This window comes from Larkinella soli (assembly GCF_003703975.1).
Taxonomy (GTDB): Bacteria; Bacteroidota; Bacteroidia; order Cytophagales; family Spirosomataceae; genus Larkinella; species Larkinella soli.
On record NZ_QTJY01000010.1, the window covers coordinates 64,252 to 85,849 of the forward strand.

The window sequence follows — 21,598 nt, forward strand, 5'->3', positions numbered from 1 at the left end:
AACTCTTCGGTACTGAACTCTTTCCATATGAGTGAACACAAGGAATTAGGACTGGGGGTGATCGGTTTCGGCGGCTTCGGCCTGTTTGCCACCCAGCACTTCATGCAGGTTCCCCACATGAAACTGATCGGTATCGCCGGTTCGCACCGCGACGAGGCCACCCGGGCCGCGAATCGCTTCGGAGCCGTTCACTACGACACCATCGACGAACTCCTCGCCCAGCCCGGCCTCGATATCGTTTATATCGCCACCCCGCCCTTTCTGCACTACGAACAGTCGATGCAGGCGCTTCGGGCGGGCAAGCACGTCATCTGCGAAAAGCCGCTGGCGATGAACGAGGAGCAGGGCCGTGAGATGGTCGGCTACGCCGAAAGCCGGGGCCTGCTCATGATCACCAACCTCATGCAGCGCTACAACCCCATGTATGAACGCATCCGGACGCTGGTCGACAGGAAGATTCTGGGCGAGTTTCTGCACGGTTATTTCGAAAATTATGCGTCCGACGAGGGGCTGTCTCCGCAGCACTGGTTCTGGGACCGCGGCAGGAGTGGCGGTATTTTCATCGAACACGGCGTCCACTTCTTTGACCTGTTCGCGGGCTGGCTCGGCGAAGGACGGGTGGAGTCGGCGCAGGTCTGCGTGCGGGAAGGGTCAGGCGTCGAAGAGCAGGTCAACGCGACGGTCCGGTACGGCGATGCGCTCGTCAATTTTTACCACGGCTTCACGCAGCCGGGGCGTATGGACCGCCAGGAGATGCGGCTTCTGTTCGAGAAGGGAGACGTGACGCTGCACGAGTGGGTGCCGACGCGGGCGGTGGTCCGGGCGCTGGTCGACGAGACGGCTACGCGGGAACTGATGGATCTGTTTCCGGGGGCGCGGCTGGACGTCACGGCCAATTACGGCGGCAGCGGGAGGGCGGTGCGCGGGCGGTTCAAGGCGTTCGACGTCTACCAGAACATCCGGCTTTCGTACGGTTTCGACGAGGAAAAGATGCACCTTTACGGCGACCTCCTCCGGCTCATGTTCCGCGAACAGACCACGGCGATCCGATACCCCGGCACGCACCGCAAAATCACGGAACAAAATGGCCTGACCTCCCTGCTGACGGCCGTCGAAGCCGACCGGCTGGCGCACCGAAAGTGAACCTCAACCTAAGCGGCTGTTCAATTCTACCAGGTCGGATACACTTTCCAGATAAAGAGTATTTGGCCCCAGATCGATGTCATTGGGCCACCAGACCCCTCCGTTACCGGATTTCACCCTATTGAACAAGTTTCCATCCTTCAATTCACTGAAAATACCAAAAGAGAGGTAAGGCTTCACGTTAAAAAAACGCTTCTCCTGATTCGTGAAATGCAGTTCCAGGCAGTAATCAGGCAAGGGAACGACCGAAACCACTCGTGGATTCATAGTCAGTTCATTTTAAAGGGTCAATCGGGAATAATCATCGCAAAAACCGCTTCGTCATCCCAAAACGCACATGAAAATGAGGTAGTTTGTGCTGCTAATTATCAAAGTAATACATCGTAATAATAAGCCCATAAAACATAGAAATTACCGGCATTCCGAATAGTGCTTAGGCTGCTGATTTCGGGAAACTAAGCGACTGAAAATTGCTTTTGATTTCTTCCATCAACAACCCACGCCGGCTCAAGTCGGCATCTAAAGCCGGCCAATGAATACCGGAGTCCGATAATTCATACTCGGTCAGTTGGTCGTCGGCAGCATTGTTCAGGAGTGCATAACTGGAGAGCAGACGGCTGATAATCCGGCGATTATTGAGAATGACGATCATCAGGTCCAGGTCACGGAAATAAGCAAACCGGCTGATTCGCAGGCCCTCTCTGCGAATCAGCTCATCAATTTCATCTCCCTCAACCGTAAGCGAAGGATCGGTTTCGAGAAAAGTGGCCAGGCGGCTACTTACCTAAGGTCGCGATCCAGGCGGATAAGAGGGTGTCATAATGCTCGATGATTAAATCCACAATTTCCCTGATTTCGTTTTTCTTAGAGCCTTTGCTGAAGGTCATGTCGATGTGCGGAACCAGTACAAACCGGGCTTCGCATTCGGCTTAGGCCACCTGAACATGAATCGGCTCATGTTTATTCATATAAAAGAAAAAACGGTAACCTCTGATAAACAGAACGGTGGGCATCCTCAAAATTAGAATTTCCCGGAGGAAATCTTACACCTTCCCCTTCAAAAACTCGGCCGTGTAGTTTTCGCCCTCGGGCAGCCGCACCAGTTCTTCCGGGGTGCCGGTGAAGGTGACGTAGCCGCCGGCGTCCCCGCCCTCGGGGCCCAGGTCGATGATGTAGTCGGCGGATTTGATGACCTCGGTATTGTGTTCGATGATGATGACCGAATCTCCCTGATCGACCAGCGCATTGATGGCTTTCAGCAGTTTGCGGATGTCGTGGAAGTGCAGACCCGTCGTCGGTTCGTCGAAGATGAACAGGGTGCTGCCCTTGTTGGCGTTGCCTTTGCCGAGGAACGACGCCAGCTTGACGCGCTGGGCCTCCCCGCCCGACAGCGTGTTCGACGACTGGCCGAGCGTGATGTACCCCAGGCCCACCTCCTGCAGCGGCAGCAGCTTCTCCACCATCTTCTGCTCGGCTTTTTTGAAGAACCCGATGGACTCGTCGACGGTCATTTCCAGGATGTCGGAGACGTTTTTGCCTTCGAGGGTCACTTCCAGCACCTCCTGCTTGAAGCGTTTGCCGTTACAGCCTTCGCATTTCAGGAAGATGTCGGCCATGAACTGCATCTCGATCTTGACCTCGCCTTCGCCCTGGCACACCTCGCAGCGGCCGCCGTCGACGTTGAACGAGAAGTGCGACGGTTTGTACCCCCTCGCCTTCGCCACCGGCTGCTCGGCCATGACCTGACGGAGGTAATCATACGCCTTGATGTAGGTCACGGGGTTGGAGCGCGACGATTTACCGATCGGGTTCTGGTCGATCATCTCGACGGCCGAAACCCGGTCGAGGCTGCCGCCGAGGCTGTCGTGTTTGCCGGCCTCCTCGGAGCCGTCGCCTTTCAGCCGCATCAGGCCGGGATAAAGCACCTTCCGGATCAGGGTCGACTTACCGGAGCCGCTGACACCGGTCACGACGGTGAGCGTGTTCAGCGGGAACCGTACGTCCACGTCTTTCAGGTTATTCTCCCGGGCGCCGTTCACCTCGATCCAGTGGGTGGCTTTCCGGCGAAACCGGGGCACCGGCACCTGCTCTTTTCCGGTCAGAAAATCGATGGTATAGGAATGCAGCCCCGATTCGAAGCTGTCGGCGTCGCCATTCAGGGAGGGGCGGGCGGACAGGCCGAGCCGGCTGATTTCGTCCCAGGTTCCCTGAAAAACCAGATGGCCGCCGTTGACGCCGGCATCCGGCCCGATGTCGATCAGTTGGTCGGCCGCGCGCATCACCTCCTCCTCGTGTTCGACGACGATGACGGTGTTGCCCAGATCGCGCAGCAGTTCCAGCACGCCGACCAGCCGGCGGGTGTCCCGCGGGTGCAGGCCGATGCTCGGTTCGTCGAGGATGTACATCGATCCCACGAGGGCGCTGCCGAGCGAGGTCGCCAGCTTAATACGCTGGTATTCACCGCCGGATAGCGAACTGGTCAGTCGGTTGAGTGTCAGGTAGCCCAGGCCGACTCGCTCCATGTAGTCGAGCCGGTTGCGGATTTCGGTCAGCAGCCGTTTACCGACTTCCTGCTGATGCGGGGCCAGTTCGAGATTCCGGAAAAAAGCCGCCGATTCGGTGATCGGCATCAGCACGATATCGGTGATGGATTTACCTTTGGTAGGGATGCCGTCGATCAGGACATAGCTGGCATCCCGGCGCAGCCGCGATCCCCGGCACTCGGGGCAGGTGGTTTTGCCCCGGTAGCGCGAGAGCATCACCCGGTATTGCACCTTGAAGGTCTGGCTCTCGACAAAATCGAAAAAGCCGTTCAGACCGGTAAAATATTGGTTTCCGGTCCAGAGCGTGTCTTTCTGCTGCTGGGTCAGGTCTTTATAGGGGCGATGAATCGGGAAGTCGAAGCGGATGCCGTTTTTCAGCAGCGGTTTCAGAAACTCCTCGCTCATTTTTTCACTCCGCCAGGGCGCGATGGCCCCCTCGAACACGGAGAGATTCTTATCCGGGATGACCAGATCCGGGTCGATGCCCAGCACCTTGCCGAAGCCGTCGCACCGGCGGCAGGCGCCGTAGGGGTTGTTGAAGGTAAAAAGGTTGACGCTCGGCTCCTCGAAGACGATGCCGTCCAGTTCGAACTTGTCCGAAAACGTGCGGGACTCCTTCCCGATCACGTCCACGCGGCAGATGCCCTCGCCCTCGTTGAAGGCGGTCTGCACCGAATCCGAAAACCGGTACTGGTTGTCTTCGTCACCGTGCTGCACGCTGCCCCGGTCAATCAGGATTTCGAGGTCGCCGGTTTCCTGCTGAATGGCCGCCGTACGGTCCCGGTCTTCCAGCAGTTCTTCGATGAACAGGACCTGTCCGTCGGCCACGATCCGGGTGTAGCCTTTCTGGAGCAGAATTTTCAGCTCGTCGGACAGTGTGCGGCCGTCGCGGATATGGAGCGGAGCCATGATCAGCACCCGCTGGCCGTCTTCGTAGGTATACAGAAAATCGACCACATCCGTCACCGTATCTTTCCGTACCTCCCGGCCCGAAACCGGCGAGTAGGTGACCCCGGTGCGGGCAAAGAGAAGTTTAAGGTAATCGTAAATTTCGGTGGTGGTTCCAACCGTCGAGCGGGGGTTGCGGGTCGTTACTTTCTGTTCGATGGCAATGGCCGGCGACACGCCCTTGATGTAATCAACTTCGGGTTTTTCCATCCGCCCCAGAAACTGGCGGGCGTAGCTGCTGAGGCTCTCGACATACATCCGCTGCCCTTCGGCAAACAGCGTATCGAAGGCCAGGGACGACTTGCCCGATCCGGAAAGACCGGTGATCACCACCAGTTTGTTGCGGGGAATGGCCACGTCGACGCTTTTCAGGTTATGCACCCGGGCGCCTTTGATAATGATATATTCTTTGGGGTCAAGGCGTTCAACGTCAGGCGACTGAAAAGTACCGTCAACAGGCGGGCTTACGGATAAATTCATTCTGTAAATTTAGCAAAACTCTATCTTTGGGCTAACGGTTTTTTACGTATTATGGTTTCCACCGGCATCCGGAGATTTACATGGAGTTCGTCGAAAAAGAAGAAGTCATAAAATTATTCCTGGCGATGCTGCTGGGCGGTCTGGTCGGTGCCGAACGGGAGTATCGCAGCAAATCGGCCGGTCTGCGGACCACCATCCTGATCTGCGTCGGTTCGGCGGCTTTCACGATGGTATCCGTCCGACTGGGCGATGACCGCATTGCGGCCAACATCGTCAACGGCATCGGTTTTCTCGGGGCGGGAATCATCTACCGGCAGGAAGCCAGCGTCAAGGGCCTGACCACAGCCGCCACCATCTGGGCGGTGGCGGCCCTCGGCATGGCCATCGGCGGTGGCTATTACGACATTGCCATCATCTGTTTTGCAGCTATCTTCGCCACTTTATTGCTGCTGACGGGGATCTCCCATCGCATCGGCCGGATCAACCAGACCCGGCAATACCGCATCGTCACGCAGTTTAAAAACAAAACTCTGAACCATTACGAAAAGCAGTTTGAAGACTGCGGGCTGGTGGCGCAGCGGGATTCACAGCAGCGGATCGGCACCGACATCATCGGAAAATGGAAGGTTACGGGGCCGGAAAAAGCCCACGAAAAATGCATCAAACGACTGCTGAACGATTCGGAAGTAAAGGAGGTTGAGTTTTAAGCGGCCGGAATACTTCCGGAACGTTCTTGTTCGTTAACATACTGATTCCTATTTTTCTGTTCATTAATCAACTCTATGAACCTCATACAGAAAGGCTTATTGGCCCTCATGCTGGTAAGCAGCAGTGTTGCCTTCGGGCAGATTACCGAAGATCCGGAAGAACGCCGGGACCAGGGCAAGGACCCGCTGAAAACCCGGACGCCGGAAGGCCGGCCCCTGCCGTTCGGCCAGCGGCTGCGGTTCGGGGGCGGCATCAGCGGCATCCGGATCGGCAACCCGTTCAGCATCGGGGTTTCACCGGTGATCGCCTATCAGGCCTCGGAACGCGCCATCCTGGGCGTGGGTGCCAATTATGTGTATTACCGTCAGAAAGCGCCCTATTACCCAGCGACCTCCAACCAGTTCGGCGGCCGCGCCTTCGGGATGTATGAAGTCGTACCGTCGCTGGTTCCGAATTTGTACCTCCACGGGGAAGTGGAAAACACCAGCATTCAGGTGATCGACCAGAACACGGGCAGCCGGTCGGCCCGGAGCGGGGTCACGGCCCCGCTGGTGGGGTTGACCTATATGCAGCCCATTTCCCGGCGCTTCGGCATCAACCTGACCGCGCTTTACAACCTGAATTACAACGCCAACCCGAGCCTGTCGTCCTATGTGTACGGCAGTCCGTGGGTGATTCGAATTTCATTCTTCTAATGATAGAATTGTTGAGTTGTTGAATGACGGTTCGCCGTTGCGATTGAATAATGCTCCGCAGTGCTAAGAATGGCAGCGCATCAATCATTCAACAACTCTATCATTCAACAATTTCTCTCTCCCGTCAGCATTCGGTTCAAGATGAGCGCCGGTTGCCGTTTTTCCGAGTAACCGGATACCGTTTTTATGGTTTATAACCGTACGGCGAAACAACGCCATCTGAAACGAAAGACATGAAAAATATCAACGTGGTTGCCACGGGCCTGCAATTTCCGGAAGGTCCGTCCTTCACTTCCGACGGAACGCTCTGGTGTGTGGAGCAAAACGGCGAGAGCCTCTTCTGGCTGAAACCCGACGGCAGCACCGGGCGGGTGCCTACCGGCAGCGGAAGCCGCCCCAACGGCCTGTATATCGACGACCTCGACCGCATCTGGTTCTGTGACTCCGGCCTGCAGGCCATTCGCTGCCTGAACCGAAGTGCCGATCCGGAGGGCCGCCAGGAGCCGGAAATCATCATCGACCGGGTCGACGACGAGCCGCTCAACTGGCCGAACGACCTGATCACCGACGCCGACGGCAACCTGATTTTTTCCTGCCCCGGCCCCTCCGACGACGACAGCCACGGCTATGTGTGTGCCTGTACGCCCGTGGGCGAAGTCCGGAAGATCACCGACCGGCTCGTTTACCCCAACGGCGTGGCCTTTCTGCCGAACGGACATACCCTGCTTATCGCGGAAACGCACCGCAAGCGCATCTGGGCCGGACGCTGGGACCCGAACAGCCTTCAGTGGATCAACCCGACGGTCTGGGCGGAAACCGGTCCGGACGGCCACGGCCCCGACGGTCTCACGCTGGGCCCCGACAACCGGATCTACGCGGCCATTTACGGCGGCAGCCGTCTCCAGGTTTACAAACCCACCGGCGAGCTGGTCGAGACGATTCCCCTCCCCGGCCAGAATCCGACCAACTGCACCTTCGACCCCACCGGGCGGCTCGGCCTGGTCATTACCGAAGGCGAGAAGGGCGAGCTGCTGAGTATCGTTTGAATTCGGTCCGGGCGGCTAATGCCATACCAGGACCGAATGAAGGGTACATTAGGATTTTGTTTCAGAATCGTTTGCTTTGTGGGTGACCCAAACAAAACCACACGATGTCAACCGATACCGTCTTTCAGATCGCCAATACGCTGGTGCTGCCGCAGTGGCTTCTGATGCTCGCGGCTCCCCGCTGGAAACCCACCGAATGGCTGACCAGGACGCTCGCCATCCCGGCCCTGCTGGCGGTGGCCTACATCTTTTATCTTTTTTTCGGAAATAGTGGGCTGGATTTGCAATCCTTCAGCACGTTAAAGGGCGTAAAAACGTTGTTCTCCCAGGATAGCGCGGTGCTGGCCGGCTGGATTCATTACCTGGCCTTCGACCTGACGGTGGGCAGCTGGATGCTTCGCAGCAGCCAGCGACGCAAAATCCCGCATCTGTGGATGGTTCCCTGCCTGATCTTCTGTTTCATGCTGGGGCCGGCCGGGCTGCTGCTGTACCTGATGATCCGCTCGGCGAAGGGCAAGCGCCCGTAAGCCGGTTAAACTGCCCAAACCAAACCGTATGAAAAATCTTACTTTTCTTCTGCTCCTGATTTCGGCCCCGGCCTTTTCGCAGTCGCTGCTGTGGAAAGTGTCGGGCAACGGCCTCAAACAGCCGTCCTATCTGTTCGGGACTTACCATATCCTGAAAGACAGTTACCTCAACCAGAACCCCAAAGTCCGGACGGCCTACGAGGGCGCCCAGGGCGTGGTGGTCGAGACGGAGGTGGACTCGTCGGCCATGCTGTCCATGATGATGCGGGCCATGATGCTCAATACGAGCCTCAACAAGCTGCTCCCCGAAGCCGACTACAAACTGGTGGCCGACGAATTCAAAAAAGCGACGGGCTACGACCTCGGCCTCTTCAACCAGATGAAGCCCATCGTGACGGCCACCATGCTCAGCCTGGCCACCACCCAGAAGGAGTCGGATACGCTCAGCCGCTTCACCGGTCTGCCGCTCGACCTGTATTTTGCCAGCGACGGCCGCAAACGCGGAAAGAACATCAACTCGCTGGAAACCATGGAAGAGCAGATGACTTTTCTGTATGACCATGATCCGGTCGAGAAACAGGCCCAGCAGCTGGTGCAGATGGTAAAGGAAAAAGACGAGATGAGCAAGGCCGGAAAGTCGCTCACCGAACTCTACCTGAAGCAGGACCTCCAGGCCATGTGGAAACTGAGCGAAAAATACGGCGACACCTTCGGCGATCTGACCTACCTGGTCGACGAGCGGAACCTGAACTGGATGAAGCGGCTGCCGGGTATGATGGCGGCCCGCCCTACCTTCATCGCGGTAGGGGCGCTGCACCTGCCGGGTCCGCAGGGGCTGATCGAACTGATGAAGAAGGCCGGCTATAAGGTGGAGCCGATGTAACACCTGCCCCGCGCCCGGTTTGCCGGAGGAAATACCGCTCAAAACCCGAATCTTTCTTCAGGATGTACTGGCGGGCCGCCGTCGGCCCGCCGTATTGCTTCGCTAAGTAATCGAGGGTGTTGCCGCTGCCCAGCAGGAACGGGTGTTCGATGGTATTGTCGGGGGGAGTGAATGGAAAAAGCCGGGTAAAAAACCGGAGGGGCGACAGGGCATTGACGGCGAAAAAGACGACAAACAGCCCATACAGCCCGCGCCGGTGGTTTTTAAACTCGATGAGCTGCCGCACCACCAGCACCGCCACGACACTGACCGCCGGCACACTGCCCCGGGTCAGCAGGTCGTTGTAAACCCCGATCCGGTAGAGCGGCAGCAGAGCCAGAGACGCCTGCGCCACCCAGAACCAGGGCCGGACCGCACGGTCGGCGCCCAGCACCAGCGGAATCCAGACGGCGAAGTTCGCCCCCACGAAAAACAGGTAATACAACGGCCAGGACGGCTCCCCGGTTTCCCAGATAAACATATTGGTGGAAGCAATCGACATGGCGTCGGTGCTGACCAGATACGACAAAACCGGCAGAAAACCGGCCGTCACAACTGCCATCACCAGCAGCTGGAAACCGTCGTGCAGGAGCGAAACCCGGTATTTCCAGAGCAGAAACAGCACGAAGGGCAGGCAGCCGATCACCGCCAGCGGACTCCACAACACGCAGCTGCCCATCAGCAGGGCAACTTCTACCCCCCACCACCGGGCCCGGTTCAGGTTCAGAAACGTCAGATACATCCCGGCGATCAGGGCCGGAATCAGGTGCTGGGGCGCCCAGGCAATCTGGTCGTTGTAGGGCGCGTAGGCAAACAGCCGGAACCCGTGAATGTCGATGTAGTTGGGCGGCAGATACGGCCCGGCCAGGTCCGCCATCCGGAGCATTTTGATGAAGATCCAGGAGTCGCTGAAAAGCAGCAGCAGGACCAGAAACAGCCACGGCTTCCGGCCGGCGAACGGCAGCACCCAGGCGAAAGCCAGCCCGATTCCAAGCCACGACCATCCCAGCGACAGATACCGCCCCCACTCCAGCCCGACGAACTTGCAGACCCAGGACACCGGCAGATAATAGGCGATGTAGTAGCAGAGATAGGCCTGATAGTCCCGGTAGAAAACCGGCCACTCCAGTTGCGCCAGATCGTAGTACTTGTAATTATTGGTATGGAAATCAAGCACCTGCCGCGTAAACTCACCCATCCCGAAGGCCACCGACAGCCCGAGGGTCAGCAGGCCGACACCGGTCAGGTTCCGGGGAGTCAGCGCCGGGTAGGACGCATCCGAAAACCGGGTTCCGTTCCGCAGCAGCAGAATCGCCGACGCCAGAAGCAGGCCAATGCACACGCTCCCGGCGGCCGGCCGGACCCAGGTGGCCAGAAACAGGAGCGACGGCAGCATCAGATACCCCAGCGAAACCACACGCAGCCCGTTGACGGCCTGGCGTTTCTTCCCGGAGAACATAGAATGGTTCGGGGTCTTTCGAGCCACCGACGACTGCTTATCTGTGTGCATTTTCTTCTTCTTCCACCGGCGGCTCGAAATTGGTCTCATGGCCGCTCCGGATGATAAATTCGGGTCGGCCTTTCAGTTCGTCGAACATACTGCTCAGGTATTCGCCGAGGATGCCGATGGTGAGCAGCTGGATGCCTCCGAAAAATACGACCGCCACCAGCAGTGACGACCACCCGTGGACGAGTTCCTGCGGCCGAAACATCCAGAGGTAGAAAATCCAGAGGATGAACGCCAGCGAGATACCGACGCTGATCAGCCCGAACGAGGAAGCGATCCGAAGGGGTTTGTGGCTGAAATACAGCAGGCTGGTCCGGGCGAAACGCAGCATTTTCCTCAGCGGATATTTGGTCGAACCCGCAAAGCGTTCGGTCCGGTGAAAATAGATCGGCACCTGCCTGAAACCGATCCAGCTGATCAGGCCCCGAACGTATTTCCGGCGTTCGGGCAGGGTTCTAAAGGCCCGGATCACCTCCGAATCGATCAGCCGGAAGTCCCCGCTGTCGAGCGGCAGCGGCACATCGGAAAGGCGGTTGATCAGGCGGTAAAACAGTTTGGCGGTCAGGCTCTTGAACCACGACTCTCCCCTCCGGGCCGTCCGGACCCCGTAAACGACGTTGCATTGTTCGTGTTTGAGGAGGGCGACCATCTCCGGAATCAATTCAGGCGGGTCCTGCAGGTCGGCGTCCATAATCACCGCCAGCTCGCCCCGGCAATGCTGTATACCGGCCGAAACCGCCGGCTGATGACCGAAATTACGGGAAAAGGTGATCACCCGGGTACAGTTATCTTCTTTCTGCAGCCGGTTCAGAATCAGTGGGGTGTTGTCCGAACTGCCGTCATCGATAAACAACAGTTCATACGTCGAAAAGCCCGCCTTCAGCACTTGCGAAAGCCGGCGGTGGGTTTCTGATATTACCTCCTGCTCATTGAAACAGGGAATAATGACAGAAATCGATGGGGTAGACATAAAGTTAAACTCGGCCGGCGTTCGGTAACACTACCGTAAAAATACGAAGGTCCCTTCATTTCGCAAAAGTTGGACGGCCGACCGGGTAGTTAAGCGGTCTGAAGTGCCGTTATTGCGCTTTGATTACCTGAACGAGGTCTTCGAGCGTCTGCCGCTGGCGTTTGTTTACTTTCGGGAAGTCCATCTTCAGCGCCTTCAGTTCCTCGACCAGAATTTTGGCGACGATCAGCCGCATATTTTTCTTGTCGTCGGCCGGAATGACGAACCAGGGCGTCCGTTCGGTGGCCGTTTCGTTGATCGCATCCTCGTAGGCCTGCATGTATTCCTTCCAGAAGCCCCGCTCCACCACGTCCTGATCGTCGAATTTCCAGTTCTTCGTCGGGTTTTCGATGCGTTCAATGAGCCGTTCGGCCTGCTCCTTCTTCGATACGTTCAGGAAGAACTTCACGACCGGGAAGCCGTTGCGGTGCAGGTATTTCTCCAGATTCCGAATGTCGCGGTAACGGTGTTTCCAGAGCTTCTCCGGCTTTTCGAGCAGTTCTTCGGGCAGGCGCTGCGTCTGGCTCAGCAGGTCGGGATGCACCTTCACGACCAGCACCTCCTCGTAATAGGACCGGTTGAAAATACCGATCATTCCGCGTTGGGGCAGGCTGACCAGATTGCGCCACATGAAGTCGTGGTCCAGTTCCTGCTCACTGGGTCGCTTAAAGGAATGTACCCGCAGCCCCAGCGGGTTGACGCCCGAGAAGACGTGCTGGATGGTACTATCTTTTCCGGCGGCATCCATCGCCTGAAAGATCACGACCATGCCGTACCGGTTATGCGCAAACATTTTTTCCTGGAGCGCATTCATTTCCTGGGTCAGTCCCCGCAGCATGCGTTCATACTCCTCCTCGTCCTGGTAGAGGTCGTCGATGCGGGTAGGAGCGTCGGCGATGGCGAACGGTCCGGCATGGCCGTCGTAGCGGAAGGGGTTCGTTTTCAGGGGCAGAGGTGTCGTTTCAGTATCCAAGGGAAGCTCGGGTAAAGTTCGTAAAAGAGCAATTATGGCGTCGGCGAACCGGCGGAGTAAACTTTATGTTTACTAAAAACCAAAGGTTCGATTTCAGCGTAAATAGGTGCAGTCGTCCATTCTGGACGACTTCTTTTCCGGATAAAAACCCTCAGCATCCCGATATGTTTAATCATCCGACTCTAAAAGCTCTGACGACCTGGATGGTGGCCCTGCTGCCGCTGCTTGCGTCTACGTCCTGTGCCCAGTCATCCAAACAAACATCAGCCTCACAAGCAAAATCCAAAAGTATGAATACCAACAACACCGCATTGCCCGCAGGTCTTGAAAAAGCTACTTTCGGTACCGGCTGCTTCTGGTGTACGGAAGCCATGTTCGAATCCCTGGACGGCGTCGTCAGTGCCGTTTCAGGGTATGAGGGCGGTACGAAGGCCAATCCGACGTACAAGGAAGTCTGCACCGGAAACACCGGCCACGCGGAGTGCGTTGAGGTCACCTATGACCCGAAAAAGGTAACGTATGCCGAATTGCTGGAAGCCTTTTTCCGCAGCCACGACCCGACCTCGCTCAACCGGCAGGGGGCCGACGTCGGCACGCAATACCGCTCGGTGATTTTCTATCACAACGACGAGCAGAAACAACTGGCCGAAAAGGCGAAGAAGGAACTGAACGCTTCGGGCGCCTATGACAAACCGATCGTAACGGAGGTCAGCGCAGCCGACACCTTCTACGTGGCCGAAGACTACCACCAGGAGTATTATGCCAACAACCCCGACCAGGGTTACTGCGCCTTCGTAATCGCACCGAAACTGGACAAGTTCAAAAAGGTATTCAAAGAGAAACTGAAGCCGCAGAGTAAAGTAGCATCAAGTCATTAAGGCTTCGAACAAAATGAAAAAAGGCCCCGATCGGGGCCTTTTTTCATTTTGTTACTTCTTGTATGCTGATTATGTGGTTAGTTTGAATATCCACTGTTTATGCTTTGCCCTGTCCTATTAAGATCAAAAACAGCCGAGGCACAAATTTGATCTTCAGCGTGGTAAAAATCACAAAAACAACACGGCTTGAAAAGCCTGTCTATTAATCACCAGCGCCTATTTATAGACTGACGAGCCTTTTCACTTAAATTCCAATAAATTACCGGTAAAAAGGAGTCGTTTTAACTCATTTTGATACACTTTAAGTTTTGTGATAATATTTTCATATTAATTAATACATTTTACATAAAGTGACAATAATTAAAGGCGCCAGCATTAATCTTATCCTGATTACTATTTAGAAGGATAATAACATAGGCACTTTGTAAAGACCTAAAATATTACAATTTCTGAAGAAATCTTCCATACAGATAAATACTCAAAAGATTTACTACACCGAACAATAAAAAATTCACCCATTGACAAAAAGTATTTTTAAATTAATAAAACGGTTCACAACGTATTCCTAATATTCTTCTTCATAAAATATGGATGTATTAAACTCTATCCCAGACTGGTTAGCTAATGCGTTTTTCGCTTTCCTGGGCTTTTTTGGAAAATTACTTTTTGACAATTTCAAGGCACAACGGAAAAATCGCAAGGATGTCTTTGATGAAATGTACAAGCTTAAGACTCTACTGAGTGAATCAGAAAGTATATTCCACGATCAAAACTACAAAGCTAAACAGTTAATGAAGTTATTAACCAGTCGAATCCCTCAAGAAACACCTAACAGTCTTGGTTTTGATGAAACTTTCCATCGGCTTTACGAAAAGTTTACACCTGAGGAACGAGAACTATTCTCGTTAATCCGAAGCACAACCATGAATTCTTTAAAGAGGGTAAATGAAGAGATGATGGTTTGGCTAAAGAAAAACGAAATATATAAATTGAATAATCTCTCCGACTCGAAATGGGCCATATTGGAAGCGCAACTAAATCTACTAAGAACTCATCTTAACCAGTGGCACGACAAATTTAACGCCTTTATGAATGATGAGAGACGTTGTTTAGTTTATATGGCCGACGAAAAAAGGCAGGGTATTCGTTTCCCCCAGGAACTCGAACCAGCACTTGACCAAATATTGGCTCATCAAAAGCATTAAGCCAACTTGAATGTTAATAATATAGTAATGAGATATGAATCAGTAAAAATCTAAGAGTTATTATTGTATAATGAACGTACATTAATCTTTTTGTTGTTAAAAACATAGAACATTGTTTTAATCACTTAAGGAAAAACTGAAGCCGCAGATCAAGGCGGTTTCCAGTCACTAATCTTCCGAAAACCCAACGAAAAAGGCCCCGGACCGGGGCCTTTTTCGTTTTCCGGGAGCCTCCGAATGACAACGGTGGCAACCCCTGCGGATGACCGTTTATTTACTGGTAAGTGCCGAAGCCGGGTAGTTCGGATGCTGCTTGATCTTCCGGATCTGGCGCAGGTGCCGGTCCACGTGGCCCCACTGGAAGATGTAAACCTGATGCATATTGCGCGGGCTGTCCGTAGCGGTCAGTTCAAAATGCGCCCGCATGTCGGCCTGCGTGGTTTCCACAAAGCTGATCGTCTGGTTCCGGAGTTTCAGAAAGAAGGCCAGGTTGTTTTTTCCTTCAATAAAGCCGCTTGGCCGTGAGAAATCGGGTGATTTGTGCGGATTGGGTTCCATAATCCACTCGGCATAATAGCTGTCGGGCTTACTGGTCTGGTTTAACTCAGGCTGGGGTTTATTGCGGGTGCCCATACTGATTTCCCGCGCCCAGATAATCTCCCAGAGGGCCAGATGCTCCACCACTTCCCCAATACTCCAGCGGTCGGGTGATTCATGGAAGGCCCATTGCGCCGGTGTGAGGTTTTCGGTCTCGGCCACGAGAGCGTCGCGGGTGCGTTTGAGCTGATCGACCGTATATTTTCGGTCGGTTTCGGTCCAGAGTTTTTGGGGTGCCTGAGCGAAGGTGGTCAGGCAGGCGGCCAGCGCCAGGGTGAGTAACGTCAGATTTTTCATGGTGTGTTAATTAATTTGATCCCACAAACTTACCCGCTTCTCCCCGGCTCTGATTGTATAAATGCGACATTTTTACCGACTCGGTCCCTGGATCTGCCGCCAGCTCTCCTGCATGGCCTCCATCGCCGTGTCCAGATCGGCTTCCGTGGTGCGCCAGTTGACGAAGGCCGCCCGCAAACAGGCGGCCCCGTTGTAGGACGTCGGCGTCACGAACACCCGGCCGTCGGCATTCAGGGCCTGATGGAAGGCCCGCAGCCATGCCGGGTCGGTTCGGTGATGCCGCAGAGAAAAACAAACCACGTTCAGGCGGACGGGCGCTTCCAGTTGCAGAAAGCCGCTTTCCTCCACCATCTGCCCAAACCGCTCCGCTAGGTGGACCGATTGTTCCACAAGTGTCTGAAAACCGCTGCGACCGTAGGCCATCAGCGACAGCCAGACGGGCAGCGCCCGGAGTCTCCGGCTGTTTTCGGGCCCCATGTTCAAATAATTGAAATTGGCCAGCGGATCGCCCAGATACGGAGCGTTGGTGTTCTGAAAAGTCTCCACCTGCAGGGAAGCGTACTCCCGGCGAACCAGCCAGACGGCGTTGTCATACGGCACGTTCATCCACTTGTGGTTGTCGATAGCAATGCTGTCGGCCTGCTCCCACCCGGTCAGACGGGACGCCAGCGCGGGCGACACGGCCGCAAACCCACCGAAAGCCGCATCTACGTGCAGCCAGAACGGCCGACGCCCTTTCAGCGCAGCCAGCGCCTGCATATCGTCGAAGTCGACGGTGTTGACCGTTCCTCCGCTGGCGATGACGATGACGGGCCGGCCGGGTTCCTGCTCAAGCAGATCGGCCAGGTGGTCGGGGTCCATCGCTTCGCGGCCAGGCAGGGTCCGGACCGCTTCCAGCGACGCGCTGCCCAGCCCCAGCAGCGCCAGCGATTTAATGGAGGAGGAATGGGGTGAAGCGGCCAGAACGCGAACACTGCCGGGCAGGACGCCCGCGCGGGCGGTATCGTGACCCACCTGCCGCCCTGCCCACTGCCGCCCGACGGCCAGGCCCGTGAAATTAGCCATGGTGGCTCCCGTTACGAACCCACCCAGAAAGGCGTCGGGCAAGCCGAAAAGCTGACGATACAGGGCGATGGTCTGCGCTTCGATGGTGGCCGACACGTCACCGCCGGACGGCCCGGTCAGACTCTGCGGATTCTGATCGAAGACGGCCGTAAGCCAGTCACCCGCGATGGCGGCCGGGGTGGTTCCGCCCGTAACGAAGCCCCAGTAACGTGGTCCGGAGGCCGCCACGAGCACCTCCCGAAACCGTTCATCGAACACCGCCAGGGCGGCTTCCCCGCCCAGTCCCGCTTCAGGCAGTCGGAGGTCGGGTAAATCGGGAACCTGCCGGGAGGTGGGCAGGTCGGACAGACGGGACAGGTACGCTTCGGCATACTGGCCGACTTTATGCAGCAGGTGCCCCAGCGATTCGTCGCCGGGCAGATAAGGCTTCTTCGATGCAGATGGCTTTTCAACGGTTGGCATGGTCTTTTTCCTTTCCTCACCGACGGTTTGCGCCGGGCTGACAAAGAAAGGGAAAAGCGCTTCACAGCGGCAGTAAAAAAGGCCGGATTCGCGTTTTTAGTAGCCGAATTGTCGTTTATTATTCCTTACCTGATCCTTTGTTGATCCCTGACTGATTAATTTTCCTACCGTTTCAATGCGGCTTCCGGCTTCCTATAAGCCACGCTGACCATGGTTCCTGCCTTCGGCTCCACGGTAGTCTGGGTCATTTTCACGGCCCCGCCTTCCTGTGGTTCAAATAGATACGTACGACTGCGGCCCGGCGCCAGGCCCCCCTGCGAAAAGGTATTGTTGCCGATATAGTCCAGGTTGATACCGTATACGATCGTCCCGGCTTTTCGCCACAACTGATGATCGCGCCTGAAGAACTCGGTTTTCAGTTTCTCATCCTTCTCATCGACGTACGTTCCGGCCAGCCGGTCGAGGACGGCGGGTTCGACCATCAGGTTGTCGGTCATCACCACTTCGAAAACCACCTCCTTCCGACCGTCCGCGGAGGAGCCCATATCCAGAATCCGGCGTCTGGCCGTGGGCGAAGCCGCCTGTTCGTCGGTCTTCAGGTGGGGGTCGCCGGTGAAATAGAGCTGCGTGATCAGGCTCTGATAGCCGGGCGCGGAGACGAGCAGGTGAAAATGAGCCGGCCGCATCTGACCATTCCCCTGATCGTACGGAACGGGCAGAATCGTCAGGAACTGATACCGTCCCTGTTCGTCGCAATAAACGGTGCCCCGGAACCGGTATTCGTCCGACGTGTTGTCATAGACCCCGTCCGGGCTGCAATGCCAGAGTTCTACCTTCGCGTTTTTGTACGGGGTGGTGCAGTCTTTGTGCCGAACGGTCCCTCGCAGGAGCACTTCCATGCCCTTGACGCCCCGGACGATCAGGTTGTTGCGCTGCGGAGCATCGGGACGATAAAAAGGGCCGAGGATGTCGGTCGTGGTTTCGCAGTCGCCGGCGTAGGCGTGTCCGTCAAAATGAACGAAGCCTGTGGTGCTGACGGCCACGGCGCAGAGAGCGGTGGTCTGGAGAAAATTCCGGCGTTGCATGATAGAGAGGTAGTCCTGGTCAGAAAAGAGGAAGTCATTGGTTGACCGGGGCAAGATAAACATTTATAAATCAAATGCAACGTGCTGATAATAAGATACATATGTTCCCTGAAAACCGCCATGCCAACCGCTTTTCCGACGCAGGCTCCCGACGGCGGAACGGGCCGGTCACTTCGGGTTAAATCTGGGGGTGAGGCCAAAGGAAGAAAGCCCCGGCCGGGGCTTTCTTCCTGAAAATTTGGGCTATTTAGAAGCTGTAGCGCGCCCCAAGCTGAAGCTGGTAGGGATCACCCGAGGGCGTCACGATACCGGCCGTGTTGACGCGATACACGAACCGCTGGGCGGTCCGGTCGAAACCGGGCACGGCCGGGGTCGATCCGTTGGCCGGAATGCCGAGTGCGTACAGCCCCTGCGAACCGAGGGACTGGTTGGCGCCCCAGGTCTTGCGCAGCAGGTTGGCGAAGTTGAACACGTCGGCCGAGATTTCAAGTACGTGGGTTTTGTACAGCCGGAACTTCTTGCTGGCCCGAATATCGAGAACCCCATAGAAGCCGTTGATCCCGCCGTTGCGCTCGGCCATCCGGCCGGAGTATTTCAGGATGTAATCTTTGATGCTCTGGCTGGCGTTCGGGTTGTCCAGGATGGCCTGAAGACCGGATTTCACGTTGGCCGGCACACTCTCGCTGTTGCGGTCGAAGATGTAGGCCAGGTCGTTGTTACCGGCCACGAAGTCGGCGTTGGTGTTGGCCCCGGACAACAGTGAATACCGCGTTCCGCCGATCCCCGAATACCGGATGCCCACGGTGACGCCGTAGAAAGAGGGCAGCGTACCGAAGAAGACCACCTTATGCCGGAACTGGTTGTCGGAATACGTCATCCGGCTCAGGTTGCGCGGATCGTCTTTCACCGGCAGCGAGAGGGTGGCGGTGTTGGCGACGTTCCCGTTGAAGGACGTATTGTCACGCGTGTCGTTCCAGGTATAGCTCAGCGACAGTTCGCCGTCGCGCAGGTACTGCCAGGTTGCGTCGGCCACGACGGCAAACTGATTCACTTTTCCCTGGCTGTTCAGTTCCAGTACCCGTCCGAGTTTCTGGCTGATCCGGCCCTGAAGCCAGTCGCCGGCTCCGTTGGCGGGCATCGACGCCAGCGGCACGTACACCCCGCGGTTGTCTTCGTTGGCCAGGCGGAAGAACGGCTCGGCCACCATGTTCCGGTCGACGTACATGTAGTTGTTCCGGCCCAGCGTCATGAAACCGGCGATGCCGACCTTCAGGCGGTCGCTGAGATAGCGGGTATACGAAAGGTTGGCCTTATACATGACCGGCACCCGGGCATCCGGCCCGTTGGTGTTGATCGTCGGCAGCTGGAAGGCCGCCAGCGACGGAATGGCGCCGTAGTTGTTGCGGTAGGCGATGAAATCCGGCGCCGGCACGTTGGCTCCCCGGACGTCCACCGTCGCCAGGTGCTTGCCGTCGAAGGTCAGGTTGTTGATCAGCACATAATTGTTGATGTCCGACGCAAACACCCCGGCCCCGAAGCGGATGAAGTCCGTGCGGTTTTCGTTGACGTCCCAGGTCAGCTGCAGGCGCGGCTGCACCACGAACGACTTCAGTTTGTGGTCCGTCCGTACGCCCACCTCGTCCAGCACCAGCTGGTTCAGCGGAGATTTCGGATAATGGGCGTAGTCGAGACGCAGACCGGCAGTCATGTCCAGGCCCCGCGCCAGGCGCGTGCTCATCTGCCCGTAGATGCCGGCGTTCAGAATCTTGCCGACGACGCTCGGGTCGGCCACCAGCGGCACCTCGCGATAATACCGGTAAGGTTGCAGGGCGTTGAACTTGTCGAGGGCCGTCATGCCGGCGGCCGCGTCGACCGTGTAGTGAAACCGGCCGTTCACCTCGCTGCCGTAGAGCGAGTGGGCGCGGGTGTACATCAGGTCCAGACCGAAGGTATACTGCACCTTATCGGTATTGTAATAGACGTTGTCGACCAGTTGCAGCACGTGGTTGTCGAAGCCCTCCTGCGCGAAGCGGTGTCCGCCCATCTGGATGTTGGTCGATCGCGTCGCTCCGCCGATGACCGAGGTCACGTTCTCGACGATCGCCCGTGGGATGTTGGCGTCCGGAAGCTGGTCGCCCGGGCTGCTTTTCTGGTACGTAAACAGATGCTGCACCTTCAGTTCGTTCGTCAGCCGGGGGTTCAGCGAGGTCCGCAGGGTGGCCAGCAGGCTATTGTCCCAGTTGTAGTCGTTCCCGTAGGATTCGTAGATGTTGATGGACGTGTTGTCGGCCAGACCCAGCTTGTTGCGGTCGCTGGTATAGTTGTTCCGGATCGTCAGCAGGTTGCGGTCGTTGATCTGCCAGTCGATGCGGGCGAAAGCGGCATCCGAGCCCCGGGTTTTGTCGAACGAACCGTACTGGGGCGTGCCGGCGACGCCGTATTTCGTGCGGGCGATCTCCACGAACCGGTCGAGGGTGGCCCGGGTGGCGTTGAAGCGGTTCTCGTCGGCCGGTGACTGCACGTCGGCAATGATCAGCGGGCGCGAATCCTGCTGGTGGTCCCAGACGAGGAAGAAGTGGAGCTTGTCCTTCACGATCGGACCGCCCAGCGAAAAGCCGTACTGGTAGGTCGAAAATTTCGCGTTGCGCTTGTTACCTCGAATGTCGTAGGGGCTGGCGAGCCAGTTGGCGCGGGTATAGTTGAAGGCGCTGCCGGTCAGTTTATTGGTGCCGGCCTTGGTGACGGCGCTCACCGTACCGCCCCCGGCCCGCCCGAAGGTGACGTCATACTGGTTGGTCACGACCTTGAACTCCCGGACGGCTTCGATGGAAATCGAGTACGGCGCCCCGCTCCGGCTGGTGGTCGATCCGGCCGAGGTCGGGTTTTTGGCCGTCATCCCGTCGATGGTGTAGTTGGTCGACGAGCCAAGCTGGCCGGACAGGTTCCCTCCGCGGCTCAGGGGCGACAGGTCCATGAGGTTGGTAAAATTCCGGCCGTTGACCGGCAGCGAGGCAATGGACCGCGCCGAGATGGCCGTGGCCGCCCCGAGGTTTTCGACCTTGTTTTTCAGACCGGAACCCACCACCTGCACCACTTCGAGCGTCTGGTCGCTCTCCTGCATGGGCAGGCTGATCCGAACGGCGTCGCCCTGGTTGAGGGTGTAACCCGTCCGTTTCTGCTCGCCGTATCCGACATAGGAAACCCGGATGGTATAAGGCCCCCCGAGCGGCAGTTCCTTGAACAGGTACTCGCCCTGGGCGTTGGTGACCGTCCCGGTCGTAAAGCCGGTCGATTCGTTCCGCACCTGGACGGTGGCGCCGGGAAGCGGGGTCTTCTCTTTTTCGGTTATTACCCCTGAAATGGAGGCCTGCGTCGTTTGTGCCAGTGTTTCGCTGAGCGCGAAGCACCCGATAAATAAGATTAAAAAGACAGCAAATAGAACTTTTCTCATAGTAATGGAGATCAGGTTTTCCGAGTGCAAAGAGAGTTCAGCGACGCATATTTGCTG

Annotated in this window: 18 protein-coding genes; 8 read left to right on the forward strand and 10 right to left on the reverse strand. The window is 56.7% G+C overall.

What is annotated here, in order from left to right; genetic code table 11:
• The first annotated feature begins 27 nt into the window (after nucleotides 1-27).
• Nucleotides 28-1,143 (forward strand): Gfo/Idh/MocA family protein, encoded by a 1,116-nt coding sequence (locus DX909_RS17745; protein WP_128546546.1) that lies wholly within the window; start codon nucleotides 28-30, stop codon nucleotides 1,141-1,143.
• Nucleotides 1,144-1,146: 3 nt separating this feature from the next.
• Here DX909_RS17745 and DX909_RS17750 read toward each other — a convergent pair whose 3' ends face one another.
• The 3 genes from DX909_RS17750 to uvrA all read right to left on the reverse strand — a co-directional run bounded on the left by DX909_RS17750 (nucleotide 1,147) and on the right by uvrA (nucleotide 5,114).
• The gene (locus tag DX909_RS17750; protein WP_128546547.1) at nucleotides 1,147-1,410 is read right to left on the reverse strand and encodes a DUF2442 domain-containing protein; all 264 of its coding nucleotides are present in this window, start codon (nucleotides 1,408-1,410) and stop codon (nucleotides 1,147-1,149) included.
• 166 nt (nucleotides 1,411-1,576) lie between these two features.
• Complete coding sequence (locus tag DX909_RS17755; protein ID WP_128546548.1) at nucleotides 1,577-1,795, reverse strand: DUF2442 domain-containing protein; 219 nt, start codon at nucleotides 1,793-1,795, stop codon at nucleotides 1,577-1,579.
• Between the two features lie 391 nt (nucleotides 1,796-2,186).
• Complete coding sequence (uvrA, locus tag DX909_RS17765) at nucleotides 2,187-5,114, reverse strand: excinuclease ABC subunit UvrA (protein ID WP_128546549.1); 2,928 nt, start codon at nucleotides 5,112-5,114, stop codon at nucleotides 2,187-2,189.
• An 80-nt stretch (nucleotides 5,115-5,194) separates the two neighbouring features.
• Here uvrA and DX909_RS17770 point away from each other — a divergent pair, with 80 nt between their 5' ends.
• From DX909_RS17770 to DX909_RS17790, 5 genes are all read left to right on the forward strand, one after another.
• A complete protein-coding gene (locus DX909_RS17770; RefSeq protein ID WP_128546550.1) occupies nucleotides 5,195-5,821 on the forward strand; it encodes an MgtC/SapB family protein in 627 nt (208 codons plus the stop codon).
• 75 nt (nucleotides 5,822-5,896) lie between these two features.
• A complete protein-coding gene (locus DX909_RS17775; RefSeq protein ID WP_128546551.1) occupies nucleotides 5,897-6,517 on the forward strand; it encodes a hypothetical protein in 621 nt (206 codons plus the stop codon).
• Nucleotides 6,518-6,750: 233 nt separating this feature from the next.
• Nucleotides 6,751-7,563 (forward strand): SMP-30/gluconolactonase/LRE family protein, encoded by an 813-nt coding sequence (locus DX909_RS17780; protein WP_128546552.1) that lies wholly within the window; start codon nucleotides 6,751-6,753, stop codon nucleotides 7,561-7,563.
• A 104-nt stretch (nucleotides 7,564-7,667) separates the two neighbouring features.
• Complete coding sequence (locus DX909_RS17785) at nucleotides 7,668-8,090, forward strand: ABA4-like family protein (RefSeq protein WP_128546553.1); 423 nt, start codon at nucleotides 7,668-7,670, stop codon at nucleotides 8,088-8,090.
• A 28-nt stretch (nucleotides 8,091-8,118) separates the two neighbouring features.
• Complete coding sequence (locus DX909_RS17790; protein WP_128546554.1) at nucleotides 8,119-8,973, forward strand: TraB/GumN family protein; 855 nt, start codon at nucleotides 8,119-8,121, stop codon at nucleotides 8,971-8,973.
• Here DX909_RS17790 and DX909_RS17795 read toward each other — a convergent pair.
• The 3 genes from DX909_RS17795 to DX909_RS17805 form a co-directional block, all read right to left on the reverse strand.
• Nucleotides 8,885-10,471, reverse strand: coding sequence for a hypothetical protein (locus tag DX909_RS17795; RefSeq protein ID WP_128546555.1), 1,587 nt, complete (start codon nucleotides 10,469-10,471; stop codon nucleotides 8,885-8,887). The genes DX909_RS17790 and DX909_RS17795 overlap by 89 nt on opposite strands.
• 37 nt (nucleotides 10,472-10,508) lie before the next feature.
• Nucleotides 10,509-11,489, reverse strand: a complete 981-nt coding sequence (locus tag DX909_RS17800; RefSeq protein ID WP_128546556.1) for a glycosyltransferase family 2 protein — start codon at nucleotides 11,487-11,489, stop codon at nucleotides 10,509-10,511.
• Nucleotides 11,490-11,598: 109 nt separating this feature from the next.
• Nucleotides 11,599-12,501, reverse strand: a complete 903-nt coding sequence (locus tag DX909_RS17805; RefSeq protein WP_229311098.1) for a PPK2 family polyphosphate kinase — start codon at nucleotides 12,499-12,501, stop codon at nucleotides 11,599-11,601.
• Between the two features lie 290 nt (nucleotides 12,502-12,791).
• On the opposite strand from DX909_RS17805, the gene msrA reads away from it, so the two are divergent.
• Both msrA and DX909_RS17815 read left to right on the forward strand, forming a co-directional pair.
• Nucleotides 12,792-13,379 (forward strand): peptide-methionine (S)-S-oxide reductase MsrA, encoded by a 588-nt coding sequence (gene msrA / locus DX909_RS17810; RefSeq protein ID WP_128546557.1) that lies wholly within the window; start codon nucleotides 12,792-12,794, stop codon nucleotides 13,377-13,379.
• A 587-nt stretch (nucleotides 13,380-13,966) separates the two neighbouring features.
• Nucleotides 13,967-14,584: a hypothetical protein gene (locus DX909_RS17815; protein ID WP_128546558.1), complete on the forward strand. Its 618-nt coding sequence runs from the start codon at nucleotides 13,967-13,969 to the stop codon at nucleotides 14,582-14,584.
• 270 nt (nucleotides 14,585-14,854) lie between these two features.
• Here the strand turns inward: DX909_RS17815 and DX909_RS17820 are convergent, their stop codons facing one another.
• The 4 genes from DX909_RS17820 to DX909_RS17835 all read right to left on the reverse strand — a co-directional run bounded on the left by DX909_RS17820 (nucleotide 14,855) and on the right by DX909_RS17835 (nucleotide 21,541).
• A complete protein-coding gene (locus DX909_RS17820) occupies nucleotides 14,855-15,478 on the reverse strand; it encodes a DinB family protein (RefSeq protein WP_128546559.1) in 624 nt (207 codons plus the stop codon).
• A 72-nt stretch (nucleotides 15,479-15,550) separates the two neighbouring features.
• Nucleotides 15,551-17,005 (reverse strand): pyridoxal phosphate-dependent decarboxylase family protein, encoded by a 1,455-nt coding sequence (locus tag DX909_RS17825; RefSeq protein WP_128546560.1) that lies wholly within the window; start codon nucleotides 17,003-17,005, stop codon nucleotides 15,551-15,553.
• A gap of 164 nt (nucleotides 17,006-17,169) precedes the next feature.
• Nucleotides 17,170-18,090, reverse strand: a complete 921-nt coding sequence (locus DX909_RS17830; RefSeq protein WP_164851322.1) for a dioxygenase family protein — start codon at nucleotides 18,088-18,090, stop codon at nucleotides 17,170-17,172.
• Between the two features lie 247 nt (nucleotides 18,091-18,337).
• Nucleotides 18,338-21,541, reverse strand: coding sequence for a TonB-dependent receptor (locus DX909_RS17835; RefSeq protein ID WP_128546562.1), 3,204 nt, complete (start codon nucleotides 21,539-21,541; stop codon nucleotides 18,338-18,340).
• Nucleotides 21,542-21,598: the final 57 nt, after the last annotated feature.